This window comes from Dryocola sp. LX212 (assembly GCA_041504365.1).
Taxonomy (GTDB): domain Bacteria; phylum Pseudomonadota; class Gammaproteobacteria; order Enterobacterales; family Enterobacteriaceae; genus Dryocola.
Genome location: CP167917.1, coordinates 2433875 through 2459983, shown reverse-complemented (window position 1 = coordinate 2459983; position 26109 = coordinate 2433875). Strand labels below are relative to the sequence as shown.

The 26109-nt window shown below is 56.1% G+C and carries 24 protein-coding genes; 14 read left to right on the top strand and 10 right to left on the bottom strand.

Going from position 1 to position 26109, the window contains the following annotated elements:
- Window positions 1-20: 20 nt before the first annotated feature.
- Window positions 21-1403 (bottom strand): amino acid permease, encoded by a 1383-nt coding sequence (locus ACA108_11745; GenBank protein ID XEX94092.1) that lies wholly within the window; start codon window positions 1401-1403, stop codon window positions 21-23.
- Between the two features lie 197 nt (window positions 1404-1600).
- The gene (gene ydgH, locus ACA108_11740) at window positions 1601-2545 is read right to left on the bottom strand and encodes a DUF1471 family protein YdgH (protein ID XEX94091.1); all 945 of its coding nucleotides are present in this window, start codon (window positions 2543-2545) and stop codon (window positions 1601-1603) included.
- 546 nt (window positions 2546-3091) lie between these two features.
- On the opposite strand from ydgH, the gene pntA reads away from it, so the two are divergent.
- Window positions 3092-4621 (top strand): Re/Si-specific NAD(P)(+) transhydrogenase subunit alpha, encoded by a 1530-nt coding sequence (pntA, locus tag ACA108_11735; protein XEX94090.1) that lies wholly within the window; start codon window positions 3092-3094, stop codon window positions 4619-4621.
- 10 nt (window positions 4622-4631) lie between these two features.
- The gene (gene pntB, locus ACA108_11730; protein XEX94089.1) at window positions 4632-6020 is read left to right on the top strand and encodes a Re/Si-specific NAD(P)(+) transhydrogenase subunit beta; all 1389 of its coding nucleotides are present in this window, start codon (window positions 4632-4634) and stop codon (window positions 6018-6020) included.
- 99 nt (window positions 6021-6119) lie between these two features.
- On the opposite strand, the gene uspE is transcribed toward pntB, so the two are convergent.
- The 3 genes from uspE to ogt form a co-directional block, all read right to left on the bottom strand.
- The gene (uspE, locus tag ACA108_11725) at window positions 6120-7070 is read right to left on the bottom strand and encodes a universal stress protein UspE (protein XEX94088.1); all 951 of its coding nucleotides are present in this window, start codon (window positions 7068-7070) and stop codon (window positions 6120-6122) included.
- A gap of 134 nt (window positions 7071-7204) precedes the next feature.
- Window positions 7205-7957: a fumarate/nitrate reduction transcriptional regulator Fnr gene (fnr, locus tag ACA108_11720; GenBank protein ID XEX94087.1), complete on the bottom strand. Its 753-nt coding sequence runs from the start codon at window positions 7955-7957 to the stop codon at window positions 7205-7207.
- Between the two features lie 207 nt (window positions 7958-8164).
- On the bottom strand, window positions 8165-8680 hold the full coding sequence (ogt, locus tag ACA108_11715; GenBank protein XEX98087.1) for a methylated-DNA--[protein]-cysteine S-methyltransferase: 516 nt from the start codon (window positions 8678-8680) through the stop codon (window positions 8165-8167).
- Window positions 8681-8906: 226 nt separating this feature from the next.
- Between ogt and smrA the strand changes: the two genes are divergently transcribed.
- Window positions 8907-9470, top strand: coding sequence for a DNA endonuclease SmrA (gene smrA / locus ACA108_11710; protein XEX94086.1), 564 nt, complete (start codon window positions 8907-8909; stop codon window positions 9468-9470).
- A 4-nt stretch (window positions 9471-9474) separates the two neighbouring features.
- Here smrA and ACA108_11705 read toward each other — a convergent pair whose 3' ends face one another.
- The gene (locus ACA108_11705) at window positions 9475-10281 is read right to left on the bottom strand and encodes an IclR family transcriptional regulator C-terminal domain-containing protein (GenBank protein XEX94085.1); all 807 of its coding nucleotides are present in this window, start codon (window positions 10279-10281) and stop codon (window positions 9475-9477) included.
- A gap of 168 nt (window positions 10282-10449) precedes the next feature.
- Here ACA108_11705 and ACA108_11700 point away from each other — a divergent pair, with 168 nt between their 5' ends.
- Genes ACA108_11700 through pcaC form a run of 6 tightly spaced genes read left to right on the top strand, consistent with a single transcriptional unit; the run spans window position 10450 to window position 15528 of the window.
- Window positions 10450-11139: a 3-oxoacid CoA-transferase subunit A gene (locus ACA108_11700; protein XEX94084.1), complete on the top strand. Its 690-nt coding sequence runs from the start codon at window positions 10450-10452 to the stop codon at window positions 11137-11139.
- An 11-nt stretch (window positions 11140-11150) separates the two neighbouring features.
- A complete protein-coding gene (locus ACA108_11695) occupies window positions 11151-11807 on the top strand; it encodes a 3-oxoacid CoA-transferase subunit B (protein XEX94083.1) in 657 nt (218 codons plus the stop codon).
- A 9-nt stretch (window positions 11808-11816) separates the two neighbouring features.
- Window positions 11817-13019 (top strand): 3-oxoadipyl-CoA thiolase, encoded by a 1203-nt coding sequence (gene pcaF, locus ACA108_11690; protein ID XEX98086.1) that lies wholly within the window; start codon window positions 11817-11819, stop codon window positions 13017-13019.
- 9 nt (window positions 13020-13028) lie between these two features.
- Window positions 13029-14381 (top strand): 3-carboxy-cis,cis-muconate cycloisomerase, encoded by a 1353-nt coding sequence (locus ACA108_11685; protein ID XEX94082.1) that lies wholly within the window; start codon window positions 13029-13031, stop codon window positions 14379-14381.
- Window positions 14378-15142, top strand: a complete 765-nt coding sequence (pcaD, locus tag ACA108_11680) for a 3-oxoadipate enol-lactonase (protein XEX94081.1) — start codon at window positions 14378-14380, stop codon at window positions 15140-15142. The genes ACA108_11685 and pcaD overlap by 4 nt, the downstream gene beginning before the upstream one ends.
- Window positions 15142-15528, top strand: coding sequence for a 4-carboxymuconolactone decarboxylase (gene pcaC, locus ACA108_11675; GenBank protein XEX94080.1), 387 nt, complete (start codon window positions 15142-15144; stop codon window positions 15526-15528). The genes pcaD and pcaC overlap by 1 nt, the downstream gene beginning before the upstream one ends.
- A 79-nt stretch (window positions 15529-15607) precedes the next feature.
- Here the strand turns inward: pcaC and ACA108_11670 are convergent, their stop codons facing one another.
- From ACA108_11670 to pcaH, 3 genes are all read right to left on the bottom strand, one after another.
- Window positions 15608-16531 carry a LysR substrate-binding domain-containing protein gene (locus ACA108_11670; protein ID XEX94079.1) on the bottom strand — a complete coding sequence of 308 codons (924 nt, stop codon included), beginning with the start codon at window positions 16529-16531 and terminating at the stop codon, window positions 15608-15610.
- A 151-nt stretch (window positions 16532-16682) separates the two neighbouring features.
- Window positions 16683-17303, bottom strand: coding sequence for a protocatechuate 3,4-dioxygenase subunit alpha (gene pcaG, locus ACA108_11665; GenBank protein XEX94078.1), 621 nt, complete (start codon window positions 17301-17303; stop codon window positions 16683-16685).
- Entirely contained in the window at window positions 17300-18040 is a 741-nt protein-coding gene (pcaH, locus tag ACA108_11660; protein ID XEX94077.1) for a protocatechuate 3,4-dioxygenase subunit beta, read from the bottom strand. Before pcaH ends, pcaG begins: the two co-directional genes overlap by 4 nt.
- Window positions 18041-18289: 249 nt before the next feature.
- On the opposite strand from pcaH, the gene ACA108_11655 reads away from it, so the two are divergent.
- On the top strand, window positions 18290-19633 hold the full coding sequence (locus ACA108_11655; GenBank protein ID XEX94076.1) for a VOC family protein: 1344 nt from the start codon (window positions 18290-18292) through the stop codon (window positions 19631-19633).
- Between the two features lie 41 nt (window positions 19634-19674).
- Window positions 19675-21201 (top strand): carboxylesterase/lipase family protein, encoded by a 1527-nt coding sequence (locus tag ACA108_11650; GenBank protein XEX94075.1) that lies wholly within the window; start codon window positions 19675-19677, stop codon window positions 21199-21201.
- On the opposite strand, the gene ACA108_11645 is transcribed toward ACA108_11650, so the two are convergent.
- Window positions 21188-22048 (bottom strand): LysR substrate-binding domain-containing protein, encoded by an 861-nt coding sequence (locus tag ACA108_11645; protein ID XEX94074.1) that lies wholly within the window; start codon window positions 22046-22048, stop codon window positions 21188-21190. The two genes, ACA108_11650 and ACA108_11645, sit on opposite strands and share 14 nt — an antisense overlap.
- 120 nt (window positions 22049-22168) lie before the next feature.
- Here ACA108_11645 and ACA108_11640 point away from each other — a divergent pair, with 120 nt between their 5' ends.
- The 3 genes from ACA108_11640 (at window position 22169) to ACA108_11630 (ending at window position 26025) form a co-directional block, all read left to right on the top strand.
- Window positions 22169-23332 carry a pyridoxal phosphate-dependent aminotransferase gene (locus ACA108_11640; GenBank protein ID XEX94073.1) on the top strand — a complete coding sequence of 388 codons (1164 nt, stop codon included), beginning with the start codon at window positions 22169-22171 and terminating at the stop codon, window positions 23330-23332.
- Window positions 23333-23344: 12 nt separating this feature from the next.
- Complete coding sequence (locus ACA108_11635) at window positions 23345-24121, top strand: ABC transporter substrate-binding protein (protein XEX94072.1); 777 nt, start codon at window positions 23345-23347, stop codon at window positions 24119-24121.
- Window positions 24122-24369: 248 nt separating this feature from the next.
- A complete protein-coding gene (locus ACA108_11630) occupies window positions 24370-26025 on the top strand; it encodes a glucan biosynthesis protein (GenBank protein XEX94071.1) in 1656 nt (551 codons plus the stop codon).
- Window positions 26026-26109: the final 84 nt, after the last annotated feature.

Genomic DNA, 26109 nt, shown 5'->3' with positions numbered 1-26109 from the left:
TGACTCGCGGCAGAAAGATGTTATCTGACCAGTATCCATGTTGCGGGGAAAGCAGCCACCAGCATCATGCCGATAATCGCTTTTTCCTTCATTTTTAGCGCGCCCTCATGGGTGTGTGTGCTGCGGGCATAGATAAAGACCAGTAATCCAGGCGCATACAATACCACCGAGAGCAGTAGGTGCATCGGGCCAGACGCGTAAAGTAACCATAACCCATAAATACACGCGCCAAGGCCAATAGCTTTATGTAGCGGACGAGTTGCAACCTTCAGTAAAAAAGCACCCACCAGGAAATAGGGGACGAGGATCATCTCGGAGGCAATCGTCAGCAGCGTGTTGTAATCAGAGCCGGTAAGCCAGATCAGCACCAGGCAGACCTGAACGCTGATGTTAGTCAGCCACAGGGAGGCAGAAGGGGCGTTGTTTTTGTTCTGACGAGCAAAGACCTTCGGAAATGCTTTATGGGTTGCGGCCAGCAAAGGAACTTCGGCGGCCATAATCGTCCAGCTTAAGTAAGCACCACAAACCGAAACAATCAGTCCGGCAGCAATAATAACTTCACCCCATGGGCCCATCATGTCGACCATGATGCCAGCCATGGAGGGATTGCGCATTGTCGCCAGTTCAGGTCGAGCCACCACGCCCAGAGAAAGTAAGGTCACAAGCAGATACACGCCGAGCGCTGCTATCACTGCCAGCAGCGTTGCGCGCCCAACGTCCTTTTTATTGCGGGCGCGGGCAGAAACGACCACCGCGCCCTCTACGCCGATGAATACCCATAATGTGATCAGCATGGTGTTCTTAACCTGCTCCCACACCGGTACGCCTAATTCTAGTCCGCTAAAGTCGAGGCTGAAGGTTCGCAGCTGAAATGCCATCGCGGCCAGAATAACAAACATACCCAGCGGGAGAAGCTTGGCGAGCGTCGCGACCAGATTAATACTCGCCGCGGTCTGCACGCCGCGCAGTACCAGCCAGTGGACCATCCACAGCAGAACCGAAGCGCCGACTATCGCTTGCCAAGTGTTACCGTCGCCAAAGATACGAAGCGCAGGGGTATCGGTAAAGAAACTCAAAGCGGAAAATACGATCACCAGGTAGGAGACATTGGCTATTACCGCGCAGAGCCAGTAGCCCCACGCAGAGAAAAAGCCGATAAGCTCACCGAAGCCTTCCCGGGCATAGGTAAAAATGCCGCCGTCCAGCTCGGGACGCAGACGGGTCAGAACCAGCATCGCCAGCGCCAGCAGGAGGATACCCGCTCCGGTAATCGCCCAGCCGATAAGCAGTGCCGCGGGGCTGGCAACGGCCGCCATATTTTGCGGCAGGCTAAACACCCCGGCGCCGAGCATCGAGCTAAGCACCAGGGCGGTTAAAGCGGCAAGGCCAAGTTTCTTTTCCATAGGTGTCCTGTAAGTGTAAGGAAGGACCCAGAATAATTATTATGCTTTTGCGCATAAAAATGGAGGATCACACTAAGGCGCGGGATTTTACGGAGAGTGAACTCTGCTTGCAATAACATGCGCCATAATTTGGACTAATCGGGTAAAAAGAGGACATAAAAAAGGGCAGCCGTAGCTGCCCTGAAGGAAAAATATTCTTATTTGAAGAGGTCTGCACTGACGGTCATATTGCCGCCACGCTCCTGCCACTGGCGCGTTACGTGATAATACTTCGCCCCTTTTTTGGCGGCACGTTTCGCCACCTGATAGGACATGTCGGTCATGCCGTTAAAGTGGCCGGTAAACTGAATGTTGTCGAAGGGCACCATCTGAGCGGCGGTGATTTTATTCACCTCTTCAACTTTAGTTCCGTCCGGAAGCGTTACGGTGTAACGTCCGCCTTTAGACGACTGGGTTTCGAAGAAACGACCAACGTCAGTTGAAGGAGATGAAGAGGTTGCTACGCCCGGAATTTCAACTTTAGCCGCTTCTACGCCGCCCGCGGCAAGTGCTGCCTTGCCTGCTTGCGAATCGGCAGGAATAGCATCCGCACTTTGCACAACACGTTTTTTAGCATCGGCTTTATAAATAAATGCGGTAATACGCTGGTTGCCGCCCTGGTTAGCATCGACCTGACGCACAATGAAGAAAGAGGCTGCACCTTTGGCCTTGGCCGCTTTGGTGATGACGTCGTTCACTTCCGGCTGGCTGCGGTAAAAGCCCTGAACCGTCACGGTATCGAATGGCTCCAGCAGGTAGGCCTGCTCCTTTGGCAGTTCCATCACGCCGTTAATCACGCGGTTGCCTTCGACGTCCGCTTTAGGGGCATCTGCGTGGAATACATCCGCCACGACGCGCCAGTTGCCGCTGTTGCCGGTGTCGTTGAGATCCTGAATGTAGAATGAAGCGGCGCCTGCATTGTCTGCACGGCGAGAAACGGCTTTGGCCGCATCGCTGATCGTATTAAAACGACCCGTTACGACGATGCGATCAAAAGGTTTAAGAGAGGCCGCTTTCTCTGGTGTCAGCTCCTGGGCCGCCTGCACGGACAGGGTTGTCAGGGAGATGAGTGCTGACGCCAGAAGGGTGTTCTTGAGCTTCATAAAATAATCCTTCGCCTTGCGCAAAAATGAATACTTAACCGCATTCTCTGAAAGTATCTGTAAGCTACAGATTATCGCACTGAAATAGCGCTACTGTCTGCGCCATTTTTAAAAGAAGTGTTTGTCCTGGCAGTTAATTTTCATAACCAAAATTTATAGATGAGCGTACTGCCTCGTTGACTATTAAAAGCGATAAATCTTAGCACCCATCTGGTTAATACAATGTTAAATCATGCTGTTAGACGCGTGTAGATGCCTGCTTTGCGGCTTTGCTTGAGCGTAATATCGGGCATTGTGAAAGAAATTTAGTTCAAAGGGGCTGTCTTGAGGCATTAATCCTGAGGTTTTGCGGTAAAGATACAAATCTTACAATCATGATGTGGATCACTGGCGTTATTTTCAGTAGGTTATAAAAAGTTTGTTACAGATGTATTTTTGTTGAAGCGGTAACGGAAATTGCGTTGGTCAGACTTCAGGAGCAACGAGATACGTGTGCTGCGGTAGCATCTGACAAACCATCATAAAAAACAGATGGAAGGGAATACTATGCGTATTGGTGTACCAAAAGAGCGGTGGGCCGGTGAATCCCGCGTGGCTGCCACACCGAAGACCGTGGAGCAGCTGCTGAAACTTGGGTTCACTGTCGCCATTGAAAGTGGCGCAGGGAAACTGGCGAGCTTCGACGACGAAGCATTTCAGCTGGCAGGTGCCACCGTTACTGACACGGCGGACGTCTGGCAATCAGATATTATTCTAAAAGTGAATGCTCCGCAGGACAGCGAAATTGCGCTGATGCGTGAGGGTTCAACGCTGGTCAGCTTTATCTGGCCTGCGCAAAATGCGGAGCTGCTGGAAAAACTGGCGGCGCGTAATGTAACCGTGATGGCAATGGACTCTGTGCCGCGTATTTCACGCGCCCAGTCTCTTGATGCCCTGAGTTCCATGGCAAACATTGCCGGCTATCGCGCTATTGTTGAGGCTGCCCATGAATTTGGCCGCTTCTTTACCGGGCAGATCACCGCCGCAGGTAAAGTACCACCGGCAAAAGTGATGGTTATCGGTGCTGGCGTTGCGGGCCTGGCGGCCATCGGCGCAGCTAACAGCCTCGGCGCTATCGTTCGTGCTTTTGACACCCGCCCTGAAGTAAAAGAGCAGGTTCAAAGTATGGGCGCAGAATTCCTCGAGCTCGACTTCAAAGAAGAAGCTGGTAGCGGCGATGGCTACGCTAAAGTCATGTCCGCCGCGTTCATTGAAGCGGAAATGGCGCTGTTTGCCGCCCAGGCAAAAGAGGTCGATATCATCGTCACCACGGCGCTGATCCCGGGCAAACCTGCACCAAAACTTATCACCCGCGAAATGGTTGACTCCATGCAGCCGGGAAGCGTGATTGTCGATCTGGCCGCCCAGAATGGCGGTAACTGCGAATACACCGTGGCAGACAAAATCACCGTTACGCCAAACGGCGTGCGCGTTATTGGCTACACGGATCTGCCAGGTCGTCTGCCGACGCAGTCCTCGCAACTCTATGGCACCAACCTCGTCAACCTCCTTAAGCTGCTGGCCAAAGAAAAAGACGGCAACATTAACGTCGATTTCGAAGACGTGGTGATCCGTGGCGTAACGGTAATTCGCGAAGGTGAAGTCACCTGGCCTGCTCCACCAATACAGGTTTCTGCCCAGCCTCAGGCCGCGCAGCCAAAAGTTGCCGCTCCCGTTGAAGAGAAAAAACCGGCCTCACCATGGCGTAAATATGCATTTATGGCGCTGGCTATTATTCTCTTCGGCTGGCTTGCCGACGTAGCGCCGAAAGAGTTCCTGGGGCACTTTACCGTCTTCGCTCTGGCGTGCGTGGTAGGTTACTACGTGGTCTGGAACGTCTCTCACGCGCTGCATACGCCGTTAATGTCGGTAACCAACGCCATTTCAGGAATTATCGTCGTTGGCGCTCTGTTACAGATAGGTCACGGTGGCTGGGTCAGTTTCCTGAGCTTTATCGCCGTGCTGATTGCCAGTATTAATATTTTCGGTGGTTTCACCGTCACTCAGCGCATGCTGAAAATGTTCCGGAAGAACTAAGGGGTAACAAATGTCTGGTGGATTAGTTACAGCTGCATACATTGTTGCCGCGATCCTGTTTATTTTCAGCCTTGCAGGGCTTTCAAAGCACGAGACCTCTAAGCAGGGCAACCTGTTTGGCATGGCCGGTATGGCCATCGCGCTGGTGGCAACCATCTTCGGACCGGAAACGGGCAACGTAGTGTGGATTATCGTTGCGATGGTTATCGGTGGCGCTATTGGCATCCATCTGGCGAAGAAAGTCGAAATGACTGAAATGCCAGAGCTGGTGGCGATCCTGCACAGCTTCGTTGGCCTGGCGGCCGTTCTGGTTGGCTTCAACAGCTACCTGGACCATGCGCCTGGTCTTGAGCCGGTGATGGAAAACATCCATTTAACCGAGGTGTTCCTCGGCATCTTCATTGGCGCGGTAACCTTTACGGGTTCTATCGTGGCGTTCGGCAAGCTGCGCGGTAAAATCTCCTCTAAACCGTTGATGCTGCCAAACCGCCACAAGCTAAATCTGGCGGCAATCGTCATTTCGTTTGCGCTATTGATCGTGTTTGTGCGCACCGAAAACGTGGGCTTGCAGGTTCTGGCGCTACTGCTGATGACTATCATTGCGCTGGTGATTGGCTGGCATCTGGTGGCCTCGATCGGCGGTGCGGATATGCCGGTTGTGGTTTCCATGCTGAATTCCTACTCTGGCTGGGCCGCAGCGGCTGCGGGCTTTATGCTCAGCAACGACCTGCTGATCGTAACGGGTGCGCTGGTAGGTTCTTCTGGTGCGATTCTGTCTTACATCATGTGTAAAGCGATGAACCGTTCTTTCATCAGCGTGATTGCGGGTGGCTTCGGTACGGACGGTTCTTCTACTGGTGACGATGAAGAAGCGGGTGAACACCGTGAAATCACGGCGGAAGAAACAGCAGAGATGCTGAAGAACTCCAGCTCGGTGATCATCACTCCGGGATACGGCATGGCGGTTGCACAGGCTCAGTATCCGGTGGCAGAAATCACCGAAAAGCTTCGTGCTCGCGGCATTAAAGTACGCTTTGGCATTCACCCTGTGGCGGGGCGTTTACCGGGCCACATGAACGTCCTGCTGGCTGAAGCGCGCGTGCCATATGACGTGGTGCTGGAAATGGATGAAATCAACGATGATTTCACTGATACCGACACCGTGCTGGTGATCGGTGCCAACGATACGGTTAACCCGGCGGCGCAGGAAGATCCGCGCAGCCCAATCGCCGGTATGCCAGTGTTGGAAGTATGGAAAGCGCAGAATGTCATTGTCTTCAAGCGTTCAATGAACACTGGCTACGCTGGCGTTCAGAACCCGCTGTTCTTTAAGGACAACACGCAGATGTTGTTTGGCGATGCCAAGGCGAGCGTTGAAGCGATTCTGAAATCGCTCTGAGTTGCGAGACGATTAATAAGACCGCCTTTCGGGGCGGTTTTTTTATGGACAAAAGGCCGCCCATGTTCTGCACGGGCGGCCTTTTATTAGCATCAGCAGTTAATCGTCTTCGTCGTCGTCCAGCTCAACCGGCGTCTGGAACGAGTCCGGTTTAATGACCAGCAAATCGCAGCGTAGATGATCGATAACCTGTTCAGCCGTGTTACCAAGGAACGCGGCAGAAAGCCCCGTACGACCTACGGTGCCCAGCACCACAATCCCTGCCTGCAGGTGTTCGGCAAGATCGGGGATGACCTCTTCCGGCAGGCCCTTCTCGACGTGGGTCATTTTTTCATCGATGCCAAACTGCTGGCGGATGGCCTTCATGGCAACAAGATGCTGACCGCGTATCGCATCGTTATAGACGCTCGGGTCAAAATCAGGCAGCTCGATGGCGATATTAATAGGGGTGACCGGATACGCGCCCACCAGGTGAACTTCCGTGTGGTTAACATCTTCCGCCAGCCGAATGGTCTCTTTAACCAGCTTTTCGTTCAGCGCGTTGTGGTACTGCTCTTCGCTCGCAAGGTTTACGGCTACCAGCGCCTTGCCGCCTTCAGGCCATGGCCTGTCGTTTACCATCCACACAGGGCACGGGCATTTACGCAGCAGGTGCCAGTCGGTGGGGGTGAAAATCACGGCTTCGAGCTTGTCGTGCTGGTGGGTCATTTTCAGCAGCAGGTCGTGGCCGCCGCTGATGATTTCCTGAATAATGGCTTCAAAAGGACGGTTGTGCCACACCACTTTGATTTCAATGGGGATGCCGGCCTCGATGTAATACTGCGCCTGTTCTTTGATCCAGGCCGCGCGTTGGCTGATAACGCCTTTGCGCATGGCCGTGCGCTCGTCGGGGGATAAGAGGGTGGTCATCTCGTAGGAAAAATCGTAGATCGGCAAGAATGCTTTGATTCTGCCGCCAATCCGTTGGTGCAGATAAACCGCACGCCGCAAGGCAGGCTGATCGTCCTGGTTAGGATCGATCGCGACTAGCATGTTTTGATACTTTGCCATACAGGGTCTCCTTACAACTGCTCAACCACAGTCTGTTAAGTAAGATTAACCCATAAGAGGGGAATGAAACAGGTGGGAAGCCGTTGCCGGATCAAAAACATAGAAAAAAGCGATCCGGCACGGGTAAGGAGAAATCAGGCAACGCTGCGTGACTGTCCTGCGAGTTGCGAGAGCAGTTCGGAATTTTCGATGGTGATGTATTTGCCTTTTACCGCCAGCATACCGCTCTTCTGGAAACGCCCCAGCAGACGGCTGATGGTTTCAACGGTCAGACCCAGATAGTTACCGATATCACCACGGGTCATCGTCAGGCGGAATTCGCGAGGAGAGAAGCCGCGCTGCGCGAAACGACGTGACAGATTGTAGATAAATGCCGCCAGACGCTCTTCCGCATTCTTTTTAGAAAGCAGCAGGATCATGTCCTGATCGCCTTTGATCTCGCCGCTCATCAGACGCATCATCTGCTGGCGCAGATTAGGCATCTTCCCGGATAAATCATCCAGCGTCTCGAAAGGAATTTCACAAACCATAGAGGTCTCAAGGGCCTGCGCAAAGCTAGGGTGGAGCGCCGTGCCGATAGCATCGAAGCCAACCAGGTCGCCCGCCAGATGGAAGCCAGTGATCTGCTCGTCACCCTGTTCGGTGATGGTATAACTTTTGATGGTCCCTGAACGGATAGCGTACAGCGATTTCAGTTCATCACCCGCTTTAAACAGGGTCTGACCCTTCTGGATAGGTTTTTTGCGCTCGATGATATTATCAAGCTGATCCAGCTCATGCTCATTGAGCGTAAAAGGGATGCACAATTGACTGATGCTGCAATCCTGGCAATGGATAGCACAACCGCCAGACTGAATGCGTCGGATAATTCGCTTTTCAGGGATCATAGATATGCTCGGGCAGTAATTGATATTGGTCAATTTTAACATCTTTTTGCCGGGCACGTAAGTATGGAGAATCTCCATTCAGAAATTAATGATATATTCTGCGAATTATTCAGCCCCATCTTATTGAAAATCAAGAAACTCCAAAAGATTGATGGGGGGAGGTCAGCGCATTTTTCGCCCGTTCAGTCTGTTTGAGCCGTCCGAGGGCTAAAGCAGAAGGTAGCCTTCGTGGCGCAGAAGCCATTCTTTGCGGGATACGCCGCCCGCGTAGCCTGTCATCGTGCCATTACGACCAATTACCCTGTGGCAGGGAACAACAATACTCACCGGGTTAGAACCATTAGCAGCGCCCACCGCGCGGGCCGCCCCTGCACGCCCAAGCTGTTCCGCAAGCTGGCCATAATGCATCACCTGACCACAGGGAATGGTACGCAGCGTCTTCCAGACCTCACGCTGAAACTCGGTGCCCGCCGTTGCCGTAGGCAGAGTTTCTATCACGCCCAGATCGCCATCAAAATAATCATGCAGTCTGTCGCTCAGGCCGCCCGGATTGGTGCTGCTGACGCGCTGATAACCTTCGACGCGATAGTGAACACCCAGCAGCTGCACCATGCGGTCGCTGTATTCCTCCCACTCAACGGCCCGCAGACGGAACTGTTCATCACACAGGATCCAAAGCGGCCCAAGCGGGGTAGTGATTTTGTCTTCCAGCAGTATCAGCATCATGCGCTCCCTGACATTTCAGGCTCGGGTGAATTCCCGGCCAGGCGGCTGGTCGATAAGATACCACGCCATAAGAAGCCGCAGCCAGCTACCCAAAAGATTGTCATAAATGATAATACCTTAGAGTAATGCTGGCGGGGCGTGGCCTGAGCGGCTCGTTGAAGCCGTTGAGGAAGGAAATTGCTGCGGTTATAGTACCCCGATTGCCGGTACCGGAGGATTGCTCATGAACCTTGACGACAAATCGCTGTTTCTGGACGCCATGGAGGATGTCAAACCGCTGAAGAACTGCGCCAGCAGCCAGTGGCTCAAACCGGTTAAAGAGAAAGCCCCTCAGAAAATCGACACCCTTCAGCTGGATAATTTTCTGACCACAGGCTTTCTGGAAGTGGTTCCCCTTGCGACGCCGCTTGAATTCAAACGCGAAGGGCTGCAAACCGGCGTGCTGGATAAGCTCCGCCTTGGGAAATACAGCCAGGAGGCCAGCCTTAACCTCCTGCGCCAGCCCGTTGAACAGTGCCGTCAGCTGCTGTTTGCTTATCTCCAGCAGGCAAAGCAGGACGGACTGCGTAACCTGCTGATTGTGCATGGCAAGGGTCGTGAAGACCGATCGCATGCCAACATCATTCGCAGCTACCTTGCCCGCTGGCTGACGGAGTTTGAAGAAGTGCAGGCGTTTTGCTGCGCGATGCCGCATCACGGCGGCAGCGGCGCGTGTTACGTGGCGCTGAAAAAATCCGCTCAGGCAAAGCTCGACAACTGGGAACGCCACGCCAAACGCAGCCGCTGACCTGCTATTTCAGCAGCAAAGACAACTCCTGCGCGGCCTCCTGCAGTTTGGGCAGCACCCGGCTGCGCAGCTCATCTGCCGACACCTGTCCCGCATGAACGCCCACGTTCAGGGCGGCGACGACAACTCCTTCCGGATTGACCAGCGGCACGGCAATCGAACGCAGCCCCATCTCCAGCTCCTGGTCGTTCAGGGCATAGCCCTGCTGATGCACCCGTTTCAGCTCCTCGCGCAGTTTCGCCACGGACTCTACCGTTTGCGGCGTGTAGCGAATCATCGTGATCCGCCCCAGGAAATCCGTCAGCTGCTCTTCGGGCAGATAGCTCAGCAGCACGCGGCCCATTGATGTGGACCAGGCCGGCAGGCGGCTGCCGATATCCAGATCGATTGTCATGATGCGCGAGCTGGAGGCGCGGGCGATATACAAAATGTCGTCCCCGTCCAGGGTGGCAATCGAGCAGGACTCGTTGAGCATTTCGCTCAGGTGTTTAAGCACCGGCTGGGTGGATTTCGCCAGCGGCGTGGAGGCCAGATAAGCATGGCCCAGCGAGAGGATCCGCGGGCGCAGCTGAAAGTTTTTGCCGTCTTCTGCGTAGACAAAGCCGAGCTTGCCCAGCGTATACAGGCAGCGGCGAACGGCGGCCCGGGGGATGCCCGTTTTCTGGCTAATCTGCGAAATTGAAAGCAGGCGGCGCTGGGGGGTAAACGACTGAATCACTTCCAGCCCTCGGGCAAGCGTTGCCATAAAATTAGGATCGCCCTTGAACGGGTCGCCATCGCCTGCCGGTAAGTCCTGCCGTTGGTTTTCCATTTTTTCTCCCGAAATATCGCCATCGATCACACTCTAAAAACAAACATACAGGATGTTCGATAATCGCACCATATTTCGATTATCGAACTTGACCAGCTTCGTTAAGCGCGTCACATTTTGTGCGAACAACGCAAATCTGTGCGAATAGCGCACCTTAAGGAGCATGTGATGATTAATAAAAGCGTGGCTTCGCCGAGCGATGCCGTAGCCGGGATCGAGGACGGGGCAACCATCATGATTGGCGGCTTCGGCAGCGCGGGCCAGCCAACGGCCCTGATTGATGCGCTGATAGCGCAGGGTGCCCGTGACCTCACCATCATCAACAACAACGCGGGCAACGGTGAAGTCGGGCTCGCGGCGCTGCTTAAAGCCGGGCGGGTTCGCAAAATGATCTGCTCCTTCCCACGCCAGGTCGATTCCCAGATTTTCGACGACCTCTACCGCCGTGGCAAAGTTGAGCTGGAGCTGGTGCCACAGGGCAATCTGGCGGCCCGAATCCAGGCGGCAGGCTCAGGCCTTGGGGCGGTTTTTACCCCGACCGGATTTGGAACGCCGCTCGCAGAAGGGAAAGAAACCCGCGAAATAGACGGCCGTCATTACGTTCTGGAATATCCACTGAAGGCAGATTTCGCGCTGATCAAAGCTCATGAAGGTGACCGCTGGGGCAATCTTGTGTATCGCAAAGCCGCACGCAATTTCGGGCCGATTATGGCGACGGCGGCAGCGGTCACCATTGCTGAGGTCAGCCGTCTGGTTGTCCTGGGCGAGCTCGACCCGGAAAACGTGGTGACGCCGGGGATTTTCGTCCAGCGCGTTGTCTCACTGGAAACCCTGTCGAACGCAGCCCGCAGCGCATAAGGAAAAAACCGATGAAAAAACTGACTCGTGACGAAATGGCCCAGCGCGTGGCGCGCGATATCCCAGAGGGAGCGTACGTCAACCTTGGCATTGGCCTGCCGACCCGCATCGCGAACTATCTGCCTGCGGACAAAGAAATCTTTCTGCATAGTGAAAACGGGCTGCTGGGCATGGGGCCGAAACCAGCACCAGGTGAAGAAGACCCAGAGCTTATTAACGCTGGCAAAGAATATGTCACGCTGCTGACGGGCGGCTGCTATTTCCATCACGGCGACTCGTTTGCCATGATGCGCGGTGGCCATCTTGATATTTGCGTACTCGGCGCTTACCAGGTCTCTGCGCAGGGCGATCTGGCTAACTGGAGCACCGGCGCACCGGACGCCATTCCTGCCGTAGGCGGCGCTATGGATCTGGCGATTGGCGCACGGCAGGTCTTCGTCATGATGGATCATCTGACCCGATACGGCGAGTGCAAGCTCGTTGAAACCTGCACCTATCCGCTTACGGGCGTAGGCTGCGTCAGCCGCATTTATACCGATCTTGCGGTGATTGATATCACCGACGGTGGCCCGGTCGTCCGGGAGATCTTTAACGGCCTCTCTTTCGAAGAGCTACAGCGTCTCACACCGGTCAGGCTGGGCTTCCAGCAGCTGGCAGAAAGCGCGTAAGGAACTATGATGAATCAGGCATTTATTTGTGACGCAGTACGCACGCCGTTTGGCCGCTACGGCGGCTCCCTCTCATCTTTGCGCGCTGACGATCTCGCCGCACTGCCGTTGAAAGCGCTGATGGCGCGCCATCCAACTCTCGACTGGTCGCTTGTCGACGACGTGATTTACGGCTGCGCGAACCAGGCGGGGGAAGACAACCGCAACGTGGCGCGTATGGCGCTGCTGCTGGCAGGCCTGCCGGAAAGCGTATCGGGCAGCACCCTCAACCGGCTTTGCGGCTCAAGCCTGGATACGATTGGCGTGGCGGCGCGAGCAATAAAAAGCGGTGAAACGCAGCTGATGATTGCTGGCGGCGTGGAAAGCATGTCCCGGGCGCCGTTCGTGATGGGCAAATCAGACAGCGCGTTCAGCCGCAGCATGAAAATGGAAGATACCACCATCGGCTGGCGCTTTATCAACCCGCTGATGAAAGCACAGTACGGCGTGGATTCAATGCCGGAAACGGCCGAAAACGTGGCGACCGATTTCAGAATCAATCGTGAAGATCAGGACGCCTTCGCGCTTCGCAGCCAGCTTCGCACCGCCCGCGCCCAGGAGACGGGCGTCTTTGCCGATGAGCTTATTCCGGTTTTCGTTCCGCAGCGCAAAGGCGACGCGCTGCTGTTCGACCGTGATGAACATCCGCGATCCACTTCGCGTGAAGCACTGGCTAAACTGAAAGGAGTTGTGAGCGCTGACGGTACCGTAACCGCGGGTAACGCTTCGGGCGTAAACGACGGAGCCTGCGCGCTGCTGCTGGCCAGCGAGCAGGCCCTGAACGCTAACGGCCTACAGCCGCTGGCGAGGGTTGTCGGCGTGGCAACCGCAGGCGTCGCGCCTCGTATTATGGGCTTCGGCCCGGCACCGGCCGTTCGCAAAGTGCTGGCGCAGACGGGGCTAACGCTCGGCCAGATGGATGTGATTGAATTGAATGAGGCTTTCGCCGCCCAGGCGCTGGCGGTTATGCGGGATTTGGGGCTGCCGGATGACGCGGAGCATGTTAATCCAAACGGCGGTGCCATCGCGCTAGGTCATCCGCTGGGCGCTTCCGGCGGCCGTCTGGCAATGGCGGCGGCGTACCAGTTAAAACGCACCGGCGGTCGCTACGGGTTGTGCACGATGTGTATCGGCGTTGGTCAGGGGATTGCACTGATTATTGAACGCGTTTAAGGAGCAGGCATGGGATTGTATAACCCGCTGTTACGGGGCTCGGCGCTAACGCACATTTTCTGCGATGCGCGCACGTTACAGGGGATGCTGGATTTTGAGGCCGCGCTGGCTGCGGCGCAGGCGACGTGCGGCGTGATACCGACGTCGGCGGTGGACATCATCGCTGGCGAATGCCGGGCCGCAAAGTTTGATGCCGAAGCGCTGGCGCAGTCTGCCGCCGGTGCGGGAAACCTGGCTATACCGCTGGTTAAGCAACTGACTGCCAATGTGAAAAAACAGCAGGAGCAGGCTGCCCGCTACGTTCACTGGGGAGCCACCAGCCAGGACGCTATCGATACCGGCATGGTGCTGCAAATCCGGGAGGCGATAGAGGTCTCCGAAACCCTGCTGACAAAACTCATCGATTCGCTTGTTGCGCAGATCCAACGCCACCAGCACAGCGTGATGCCAGGGCGCACCTGGATGCAGCATGCTTTGCCCATCACCTTTGGGCTGAAGCTGGCGGGAACGCTCGATGCGCTATTACGCTGGCAGGAGCGATTGCAGCAGCTGAAACCACGCGCGCTGGTGCTTCAGCTGGGCGGCGCGGCGGGAACGCTGGCATCTTTAAAAGATCAGGGTAAGGAAGTAACCGAAGCCCTGGCGCGGGAGCTTAACCTTGCCCAGGCGGATACTCCCTGGCACACCCAGCGCGATCGTTTTCTTGAAATTGCGGCCTGGTTCGCAGGGGTAAGCAGCACGCTGGGCAAATTTGCCAATGATTTCGCATTATTGATGCAAACCGAGGTTGCGGAAGTGGGCGAACCGGTAGCCGAAGGGCGCGGCGGATCGTCAACTATGCCGCACAAGCGCAACCCGGTTAGCTGTGCCGCCGTGCTTAACGCCGTTACCCGTATCCCTGGGCTGATGGCGACGCTGTATGCCAGTCAGATCCAGCAGCATGAGCGCGCGCTCGGCGGCTGGCAGGCAGAATGGGAGACGCTGCCCGAGCTGGTGATGCTCTCGGGCGGCATAATGCAAACGTCTCTGGATCTGCTGAACGGCATGCAGGTGAATCCTGCGAAAATGCGCGCAAATCTGGATATCACCCACGGCCTGATTATGGCGGAATCCGTCACGCTCGCGCTGGCAAAACACATTGGCAAGCAGCCCGCGCATCATCTTGTGGAACAGCTCTGCTACCGCGCGTTGGATGAACATCTTCCGCTGGCGACATTGCTGGCACAGCATCCAGAAGTCACCCCGCATCTCACCGGACAGCAAATTAACCATCTGCTCGAACCTGAACACGCCACCGGCTGCGCGGAACACTTCATCCGCCAGGTGCTGGCGCGTGCCGGGCAGCAACAGGAGCATTCATGACAAACCATTATCAGCTTGAAGGGCGCAGCGATGCGCCGGTTATCGTCCTGTCGAACTCGCTGGGGACGACGCTTGCAATGTGGCAGCCGCAGATGGCCGCGCTGCTGGAGCATTTCCGGGTGCTGCGCTACGACACGCACGGACACGGCCTGACCAGCAAAAATGACAAAACGAGCCTGCCACAGCTGGCCGAAGACGTCATAAGCGTGATGGATGACGCGGGGGTTAAACAGGCGCATTTCTGCGGTATTTCAATGGGCGGCCTGACCGGGCTCTGGCTGGCCCGCTTTGCCCCAGAGCGTTTTTTGTCGGTCACAGTGTCGAACAGCGCCGCTAAAATTGGCGATCAGCCCGGCTGGCTCAGCCGCGCGCGGTCGGTGAGAAGTGACGGAATGGATGACGTTGCCGAAAGCGCCGCCGCGCGCTGGTTTACCACCAAGTTCGTTAAGGAGAACAAAGCTCAGGTGGAAGAGCTGGTAGCAGGGCTTTCTGCCACGGATGCCGAAGGGTATGCCGCCTGCTGTGAAGCGCTGGCCGCTGCAGACTTGCGGGCGGAAATTGGCGCGATAACGCTCCCGGTTCTGCTGATAGCAGGGCAGGAGGATCCGGTTACCACGCTTGCGGACAGCGAATTTATGCAGGCCCAGATCCCTGGTTCACAGCTGGTGAGCGTGGCCGCATCGCACCTGGCCAGCATTGAAGCAGCGCAGCCCTTCACCGATGCGCTGGTGAAGTTCATCAAACAGCAGGAGGCCAGATAATGAAGGATGAAGATCGCTACCAGCAGGGAATGGAGGTCCGTCGCGCGGTGCTGGGTGACGCCCACGTTGACCGCACGCTGACGCAAATCACGCCGCTGAACGATGAATTTCAGAATTTCATCACCCGCTACGCCTGGGGCGATATCTGGACGCGTCCTGGACTTGAGCGCCACACGCGCAGCATGATCACCATCGCGATGCTGATTGCGCTAAACCGTGAAGCAGAGCTGAAAATGCATCTGCGGGCGGCGTTTAATAACGGCGTGACAAAAGACGAGATAAAAGAACTGATCATGCATTCTGCGCTCTACTGCGGGTTGCCCGCCGCTAACGCCACCCTGCATCTTGCTCAGCAGGTTTTTGACGAGCTGGACGCCTGTAAGTAAAGTCCAATCGAAAGAAGCGTCTTTTGACCAATGCCGGTGGATAAACGCACCGTTTATCCACCGGCATTTTTTGAAGGCCTTAGCCCGGCATCGACTTACGTATTGAAGCCAGCAGGATCATGGCGGCGGGCGATAGCGTAGTGTCCACCCGGGTCAGAATGCCGATAGGTTCACCGGCCCCCTGGGTAGCCACCGGCAGCGCCGTCAGCGTGCCCTGACGTAAATCCTCTTTCACCGCCCCTGACGGCACAAACCAGACGTAGTTGTAGTCTACGGTAAGCTGGCGAGAAAGCGACGCAGAGAGCGTTTCTATGCAGGTTGCCGGAAGCTTGCAGTTCTGGCTTGCCAGCAGCGTTTCGGCATTCTGGCGCGGTATTGTTCCCTTCGGGGAGACAACAACCGGCCATTCCATAACACGGCTTAAGGTAATGTTTTCCTGTAAAAGGGGATGTTCCGGTCGAACCACCAGCTTCAGCGACTCCAGGAACAGCAGCTCATAATTCAGCCCTGTCATCAGCTCCGGGTCAGACATCCGCCCAATCCCCAGATCCAGCTCGCCCGATTTAAGGCCCGCCAGCAGCATGGTGTTGTTCATGGTGCCGACCTGTAGCGTCACGTCGCTTTGCTGCTTGTGAAACTGGCCGATAACCATGGGCAGTATGCCCAGCGCGGCGGTAGGCAGAGCGCCAATTCTGACAGTGCTCGAGGTTTGCCCGTCTTTGCGATTAAGGGACTGGCCCGCATGGTTCAGCGCATCGAGTACTTTTACCGCATGGGTGAGGAACTGTTCGCCAACCAGCGTCAGCTGCGCGCCGAGGCGGCCACGGTCGAACAGGCGGGTGCCGGTGAGTTGCTCCAGCTCGTTGAGCGTTTTTGACAGGGCAGGCTGGCTCAGATTAAGCGTTTCGGCCGCGCGCCCCAGCGTTCCCTGTTGAGCGACGGCCACGAAGGTGTGGAGATGGCGCAAGCGAATGCGCTGACTAAAAAGACCATTTTTTTCCATAGGCGATGTTAAAAACAGACGGGCCGAGGTGACAAGGTATGTTGTTTGATTATGTTAACCTACCAGCAAAATAACATTAACATTTTAATCATTTGCATAACATTAACCGAATTTCCGGGCGGAGGTGAGCAGGTGACATCCGCCCCGGCCATCAGAGGTCAAAAAATACCGTCTCGTTTTCACCCTGAAGATAGATATCAAACGTGTAAACCACCTCGTTGCCGCGCTTTTCACGTTTGCCAGTCAATGTATTACGACGCACTTCCCATTCGATCAGGTTGAGCACCGGATCCTCGGCGTTTGCAGCCTGTTCATCGGAAAAATACATCCGGGTATTCAGGCCGATATTGATGCCGCGAGCGACAATCCACAGGTTCAGATGCGGGGCCATCATCCAGCCGTCTCGTCCTGTTACCGGGCCGGGTTTGATGGTCTCGAAGCGCCAGACGCCGCTGTCAAAGTCAGAGCAGGTACGCCCCCAGCCGCGAAAATCCTCATCGATGTTTTTCTCCTGCTGCTGGTCAGCAGGGTGGTTATAGCGCCCGGCGGCGTTTGCCTGCCACAGCTCAAGCAGCACGTCACGCACCGGTGTGCCCGAGCCGTCAAACACCCGGCCTTCAACTACGATCCGCTCACCTTCGGTGTGGGCGTTCGTCAGGATATGGCTAAAGTTTGTCTCGAAGATATTGAACCCGGCAGCGTTCGGGGCGAGGCCAATATGGACGTATGGACCAGCCGTCTGCGAGGCGGTTTCTCTTAAATAATCTTTCATCGTGCGGCTCCCTGGGTACGGTTTTCAAACAGCGTGGCGCGATGGCCGCGCAGAACCAGATCGAAACGGTACGCCAGGCTGTCCAGCGGCACGGCGGCATGGGTATCCAGCTCGGCAATCAGCGTGCGGATCGCATCGTCGTTATTGATGGTTTTGACAATCGGGCACTGCTTGATCAGCGGATCGCCTTCGAAATACATCTGGGTGATCAGCCGCTGGCCAAAGGACTCGCCGGAAAGCGAGAAGTGGATATGCGAGGGCCGCCAGTCGCTGGCCTGGTTACGCCACGGATACGGACCGGGCTTAATCGTTCTGAAAAAATAATAGCCATTCTCATCGGTCAGTACGCGCCCGCAACCGCCAAAATTTGGATCGACGGGCGCGAGATACTTGTCTTTTTTGTGGCGATAGCGACCGCCAGCGTTGGCCTGCCAGACCTCCACCAGGGTGTTTTTCATCGGGCGGCCAAAGCCGTCGCGCACGTAGCCATGTACGATAATACGCTCGCCAATCGGGAGTCCGTCTTTGGCGTAATTCATAATAAGGTCGTTATCCAGCGGCCCTAGATCTTTCTCGCCGAACACCGGACCGGTAATTTCTGATAGCGAGTTTTGCAGGGAGATGAGCGCGTTGCGGGGTGAACGCAGCACGCTGGTTTTATAGCCCGGCGCGAAGGCCGGGGGATGTGAATCATAGTCGCGATGCACAAGCTCGCGGGGTTGCCACAGTCGGGACATAGCTGGCTCCAGGTGTAGGGTAAGTAAGGTCGTTATGGTTATCGTCTTTGCCTGCGCCAGTCTCAGTTAATGAAATGTTAAATTAAAGTGAATTTATGGCCTCATTTACATCACCCCAGGTTATGAAATATTCCGTTACCATTACCAAATACTCAGCGCTGTAAAGCAGATCACAAAACGCAAATTCTTCGCCCTGACTTGCCGCCCAGACTCTACTCTTTCAGCAATATCCACTGGAGACACGACATCATGGCGAACAACATCACGGCTGATGAGATTCGGGAAAAATTTTCGCACGCAATGTCGGCGATGTACCAGCAAGAGGTGCCGCAGTACGGCACGCTGTTAGACCTTGTCGCCGATGTGAATCTGGCGGTACTGGAAAATGACCCGCAGCTTCACCAGCAGCTGGAGAATGCGGATGAGCTGGCGAGGCTGAACGTGGAGCGCCACGGCGCTATTCGCGTGGGAAAAGCGGAGGAGCTGGCGACCTTACGGCGCTTATTTGCCGTCATGGGGATGCAGCCGGTTGGCTATTACGATCTGTCGCAGGCTGGCGTACCGGTGCATTCCACCGCGTTTCGCCCGGTTGACGACACGGCGCTTGCCTGCAACCCGTTCCGTGTATTTACCTCGCTGCTGCGCCTGGAGCTGATCGAGAACGAAGCGCTGCGGAAGAAGGCTGCGGCCATTCTCGCAAAACGCGATATCTTTACCCCGCGCTGCCGGGCGCTGCTCGATATCTTTGATAAGCAGGGCGGGCTGAGCGAAGCTCAGGCCGACGAGTTTGTGCGCGAGGCGCTGGAAACCTTCCGCTGGCACAGCCACGCGACGGTGGACGCACAGACGTATCAGGCGCTCCACGATCAGCACCGGCTGATTGCGGACGTCGTCTGTTTCCGGGGCTGCCATATCAACCATCTCACCCCAAGAACGCTGGATATCGACCGGGTTCAGGCTTTGATGCCGGAATATGGTATTTCGCCGAAAGCGATCATCGAAGGGCCACCGCGCCGTGAATTCCCCATCCTGCTGCGCCAGACCAGCTTTAAAGCGCTTGAAGAGCCGATCCTGTTTGCCGGGGAACATCACGGTACCCATACCGCCCGCTTCGGGGAGATAGAACAGCGCGGCGTGGCGCTGACGCCAAAGGGACGCGCGCTTTATGACGAGCTGCTGCTTGCCGCAGGCAACGGCAAAGATAACCTCAGCCACCAGCACCATTTACAGGAGGTGTTCAGCCGCCTCCCGGACAGCGATGCGCTCCTGCGCCGCCAGGCGCTGGCCTATTTCCGCTATCGGTTAACGCCCGCGGGAGAGATGCATCGCCAGAGCATCAGGCCCGGCGACGATCCGCAGCTGCTGATTGAACGCGGCTGGCTGGTGGCCCAGCCTATTACCTACGAAGACTTTTTGCCGGTCAGCGCCGCGGGCATCTTCCAGTCGAATCTCGGCGGTGAAAACGGTGCCCGCAGCCACGGTCAGGCAAGCCGCGAGGCGTTCGAACAGGCGCTTGGCGCATCGGTGGCCAATGAGTTTGAACTCTATCAGCAGGCGGAGGATCGCAGTAAACGGCGTTGCGGTCTGCTCTAAACGCGTTACTCTGCTCGGGTGTCGTTAACAAGGAACAGCAGATGGAAAAGCCTGAAGCCCGCAGCGGAGAAGCTCTGGCAGAGACAGCGCAGGGCAAGCTTGCCGGAACCCTGGAAGGGGATATTGCCGTTTTTCGCGGCATCCCCTTCGCCGCACCGCCCGTCGGTGAGCGCCGCTGGCGCGCGCCATATCCTCCAGAGGCATGGGACGGCGTAAGAGACGCAGGTCAGTTTTCACCTGCCTGCTGGCAAAGCCTCGAATACTGCAAGGCCGTCGGCGGGGGCGATCCGGGTCAGTTCTCTGAAGATTGCCTGTACCTGAACATCTGGAAGCCTGCTGATTGTGCGGGAAATAAATTACCCGTCATGGTCTGGCTGCACGGCGGAGGTTATACCATCGGCGCAGGCGGCTTGACTCCCTACGACGGCGACGGGTTTGCATCGCGCGGCGTCATCCTCGTCTCCATAAATTACCGTCTCGGCCATCTCGGTTTTTTAGCCCATCCTTCGCTGGAAGGGGAAGATCCCGACGGGCCACTCTATAACTTCGCGTTGATGGATCAGATAGCCGCGCTGCGCTGGGTGCAGGAAAACATCTCCGCCTTCGGAGGGGATGCCGATAACGTGACGCTGTTTGGCGAATCGGCCGGGGGCCGCAGCGTACTGTCGTTACTGGCTTCGCCGCTTGCCGCCGGACTGTTTCACAAGGCTATCGTGCAAAGCGCCTATACCCTGCCAGACGTGGACCGCAACAAGGCGCTAAAAAAGGGGATCGCGCTGGGGCGCCATTTCGGGCTTGAAAACGCTACCGCCGAGCAGCTGCGGGCGCTGCCCGCAGAGGCATTCTGGCCGCTGGAAGCGCCGCTGAATATTGGCCCGGCCCCCATTTGCGGCGACCGCGTGTTGCCAGAGCCAATGCTGGACACGTTCTTCGCCGGCAGGCAGCATCCGTTGCCGGTGATGATTGGCAGCAACAGCGACGAGGCCAGCGTGCTGAGCTATTTCGGCATCGACCTTGCCGGGCAAATCGATCTGCTGCGCCGCGAGAAACGTTTTGGCCTGGGGCTGATTAAACTGCTTTATCCGGGGGTAAAAGGCGACGTAGAGCTTGGTCGGCAGGTGTGCAGGGACATGGCATTTACTACCATGGGCTTTGTAGTGATGCAGGCCCAACAGCGTATCGGCCAGCCCTGCTGGCGCTATTACTTTGACTACGTCGCTGAGGCGGAACGGGAGACATACGCTAACGGTACCTGGCACGGTAACGAAGTGCCGTACGTGTTCGATACCCTGCATCTCACGCCGCCCGCATGCAATTATGTGACGGAAAATGATTTATCCTTCTCGGCAAGGATCTGCGATTACTGGGCTGAATTTGCCCGCAGCGTCACGCCGCAAAGTGACTCCCTGGACGGTATTCTGCGCTGGCCAGCCTGTCTTCGCGGCCGGGACAGAACAATGATGCTGGGCGTGGATAAGCTCGCAGGGTTTAAAATTAGCAACCGGTTTATGCGCACCCGCCTGCAGTTATTTAAACGAGTCATGAAACACCACGTCAGCTTAGATTAAGCAGGCTCTCGCAAAACGCCGCCAGCCCGGGGGTGTTTTCGTTTTCCGGACGCACGCAAAGACGGTAGCTGGCTCCAGTCTTAACGCTATGGCTGAACGGCCGCACCAGGCGACCCATGCGTAAATCTTCCGCCACCAGCGTTTCGTCGGCAATGGCGATACCAAACCCCTGAATGGCGGCGCTGATGGCAAGATCCATGGTATCGAAATGCTGATTTTTACTCATGGGAGTCCTGCCTGCGGGGGAGTCCGCAAACCACAGCGTCCAGTCGGTGCGGTCGCGGGTAGGGTGCAAAAACGTAAAGCGTTGCAGGGCGTCCTGCGTAAACTCCACTTTGTTTAACAAGCTCTGGCTGATAACCGGGGTGAGTGTCTCTTCGAATAACAGCCTGCCCGCTCTGGCATGCGGGCCAAAAACTATCGCCGCATCGTAGGGTTCGTTTTTGAAATTGACCCCGTGCTCAACCGTGGTGGTCAGGGCAATCTGAAATTCAGGCGCGCTTTGTTCCAGCTCGATTATTTTCGGCACCAGCCAGCGCATGGCGCAGGTCGGCGCTTTCAGACGGATAACGCCTGGCTTGTGGCTGACGCGATCGGCAACCTCCAGCAGATTCTCAAAGGCGGCCTGAAGGTCGGGAAGCAGAGCGCTGCCCTGAGGCGTAAGGTGCAGGCCGCGCGCATGGCGTTCAAACACGGTAAAACCCAGCCACTCTTCAAGCGTGGCAATTTTACGGCTGACTGCGCCCTGGGTAAGGCAGAGCTCTTTCGCCGCGCGGGTAAGATTCAGGTGCCGCGCCGTGACCAGAAAAGCATCAATCGTATTCAGAGGAACGTTGTGCCGGGCCATGCCAGTCTCCGTTGAGCCATGCAATTTTTGCATGGCTATTATGACAACAATTCGGTTGTCGTGACAAGCTCGCCATTGAATAGTTATGCAAATCGAGTCATGACAGGAGCGGCCCTTACCATGCAGACCCCCGTACAACATCGTTCAAAATTGCCTGACGTGGGCACCACCATATTTACCGTTATCGGCCAGCTTTCCGCGCAGCACAACGCTATTAACCTTTCCCAGGGTGCGCCAAACTTTGCCCCGGACCGCAAGCTGGTCGACGGCGTTACCAAAGCCATGCTGGATAATCACAACCAGTACGCGTCGATGACGGGCCTGTTGCCGCTGAAAACGCTTATCGCCCAGAAGGTAGAAACGCTCTACGGCGCGCGTTATGACGTGAACGATGAAATTCTGATCGCCGCCAGCGCCAGTGAAGGGTTGTATTCCGCCATCAGCGGGCTGGTGCACCCGGGCGACGAAGTCATCTATTTTGAACCGTCGTTCGACAGCTATGCACCCATCGTTCGCTTACAGGGCGCGAAACCCGTGGCGCTGAAGCTGGCGCTGCCTGATTTCACCGTCAACTGGGACGAAGTGCAGGCCGCAATCACGTCTCGTACCCGCATGATTATCATCAACACGCCTCACAACCCGAGCGGGCAGGTGTTCAGCGCGCACGATCTGGAAATGCTTGCAGCGGTAACCCTCAACACGGATATTGTTGTGCTGTCTGACGAAGTGTATGAACACATTGTGTTTGATGGTAAGCGGCATCACGGTATGGCAACGCATCCGCAGCTTGCGGAACGCAGCGTCATCGTCTCGTCTTTCGGTAAGACTTTCCACGTCACCGGCTGGCGCGTGGGGTACTGCCTGGCGCCTGCGGCGCTGATGGACGAAATCTGCAAAGTGCATCAGTTTTTGATGTTCTCCGCCGATACCCCGATGCAATACGCCTTTGCCGACTACATGGCGGACCCGCAAACCTATCTTTCGCTGGCGGCGTTTTACCAGCGCAAGCGCGACTTAATGCAGACGTTGCTAGCCGGATCGTCGTTTAAGCTGCTGCCGAGCGCGGGATCGTTCTTCCTGCTGGCGAGCTACGAACATTTCAGCGACGAGTCAGACAGCGACATGGTGAAGCGTTTAATTACCGAACACGGCGTGGCGACGATACCGCTCTCCGCGTTTTACGCCGACGGCACGGACAATAAACTCATACGGCTGTCATTCGCCAAAGATGAAGCCACTTTACGGGCAGGCGCGCAGGCGCTGTGCCAGCTAAAGCCACGTTAAACAGGGGTCACAATGAAAAAATTACATGCGCTTGGTTTAGCCGTTGGGATGTTAACTACTTTTTCTACGCTGGCCGCTGCCGAAATGCGCTACGGGGTAGAAGCTGAATATCCCCCTTTTGAGAGCCGTAACTCTTCGGGCGAGCTGGAAGGGTTTGATATCGATCTGGGTAACGCCGTCTGTAAAGCAGCGAACCTGAAGTGTTCGTGGGTAGAAACGTCGTTCGATGCGCTGATCCCGGGACTGATGTCGAAGAAGTTCGACGCCATCAACTCGGCGATGAACATCACCGAACAGCGCCGCAAAAGCATCGACTTCACCCAGCCAATCTACCGCATTCCTTCCCAGCTGGTGGGTAAAACCGGCAGCGCAATTGAAGCAACGCCAGCGGGCCTGAAGGGAAAAACAATCGGCGTGCTGCAGGGTTCTATTCAGGAAACCTATGCGAAAGAGCACTGGGAGAAGCAGGGCGTGACCGTTGTTTCCTATAAAGACCAGAATATGGCGTGGGGCGACTTGCTCAACGGGCGAATTGATGCGTCGCTGGTCATGTCCGCCGCGGGCCAGGCCGGTTTTCTCAGCAAGCCGCAGGGCAAAGGCTTTGGCTTTATCGGCAAGCCGGTGAGCGACGACACTATTCTGGGCAGCGGCATCGGTTTCGGCCTGCGTAAGGGCGATGCTGAAACTAAGAAGCAGCTGGATGCCGCAATCGAAAAAGTAAAAGCCAACGGCACGGTAACCACGCTTGCGAAGAAATACTTCCCGGGTATCGACGTCAGCGTGAAGTAATTCCTTTCTTTCACAGGGTGAATGCCAGCAGGCTTCACCCTTCGAAGCCTCTTTTCTGCTGCTTCTTTTTCATCCCTTTCTGCTTCTATTATAAAAACTGTGTCCCTAAGGGGAATCCTGGACGACAACGATTGGATTAACAGTGAATTTTGTCTAGAGTGTGCGGTCGTAATGGTTGCAACATTTGCCGTAGTTCTGCCTCACGGGCAGAGCGAAATACATCGACATAAAAGGACGATTTCTCAGGCATGAACCGCAGACGTTTTATCAAAGCCTCTATGGCTCTCGCCGCAGCCTGCGGCGCCCCGACCCTTGCCTCACTTTTCCCCCGCGCTGTTTTCGCCGCGGAATCTGACATCGCAGATGGACGCACCACCGCGTTTGACTTCTCGGTGCTGCAGGCAATGGCCCATGACCTGTCGAAAAAGCCCTGGGGCGGTGCTCCGCGCCCGTTACCGGACACGCTGGCGAATCTGACGCCGCAGGCTTACAACGCCATTCAGTATGATGCAGGCCATTCGCTATGGAACCGCACGGATAACCGCCAGCTGGACGTACAGTTCTTCCACGTCGGCATGGGCTTTAAGCGTCGCGTGCGCATGTTTTCTGTAGATTCTTCTACGCAGCAGGCTCGTGAAATTCACTTCCGTCCGCAGCTGTTTAATTACAACGACGCGGGTGTTGACACTAAGCAGCTGGAAGGGCAGATGGATCTCGGCTTCGCCGGGTTCAAAGCTTTTAAAGCGCCAGAAATTGCCCGCCGTGACGTGGTCTCTTTCCTGGGGGCGAGCTACTTCCGCGCCGTTGACAACACCTTCCAGTACGGCCTGTCCGCGCGCGGCCTGGCGGTAAATACCTTCACCGACCAGCTGGAAGAGTTCCCGGACTTCACCTCGTTCTGGTTTGAAACGCCGAAGGCCAGCGACACCACTTTCGTGGTTTACGCGCTGATGGACAGCAAAAGCGTTACCGGAGCCTATAAATTCATCATTAATTGCGAAGAGAAACGCGTGGTGATGGAAGTGGATAATCACCTTTACGCCCGTGAAGATATCAAACAGCTGGGCATCGCGCCGATGACCAGCATGTTTGCCTGCGGCACCAACGAACGCCGCACGTGTGACACTATCCACCCGCAGATCCATGACTCCGATCGCCTTGCGATGTGGCTTGGCAACGGCGAATGGATTGCCCGCCCGCTGAATAATCCGCAGAAGCTGCAGTTTAATGCCTACCAGGATAAAAACCCGAAGGGCTTCGGGCTGCTGCAGCTGGACCATGACTTCGCCAGCTATCAGGACATTATGGGCTGGTATAACAAGCGTCCAAGCCTGTGGGTGGAACCGCGAAATAAATGGGGCAAGGGCAGCGTCTGCCTGATGGAGATCCCAACGACCGGCGAAACGCTGGATAACATCGTCTGCTTCTGGCAGCCGGAAAAACCCGTGAAGGCCGGAGATGAGCTAGAATTTAAATACCGTCTTTACTGGAGCGGCCTGCCGCCGGTCACCACCGAGCTGGCGCGCGTTTACGCGACCCGTACCGGTATGGGCAGCTTCCCGGAAGGCTGGGCGCCAGGGGAACACTTCCCGGATAAATGGTCCCGCCGTTTCGCTATCGACTTTGTAGGGGGCGATCTGAAAGCCGCTGCGCCGAAGGGCATCGAGCCGGTGATCACGCTGTCTAACGGTGAAGCGAAGCAGGTAGAAATCCTCTACGTGGAGCCGTTCGACGGCTACCGCATCCTGTTCGACTGGTACCCAACGGATGACTCTACCGCGCCGGTAGATATGCGCATGTTCCTGCGCTGTCAGGGGGATGCTATCAGTGAAACATGGCTGTACCAGTACTTCCCGCCAGCGCCAGACAAGCGTAACTACGTGGATGACCGCGTGATGAGATAAACAACAAACCCCGCTGATGATGCGGGGTTTTTTATGCAGGGTGGATAACGCTTACGCTTATCCACCTTACAGTTTATTTGTGAC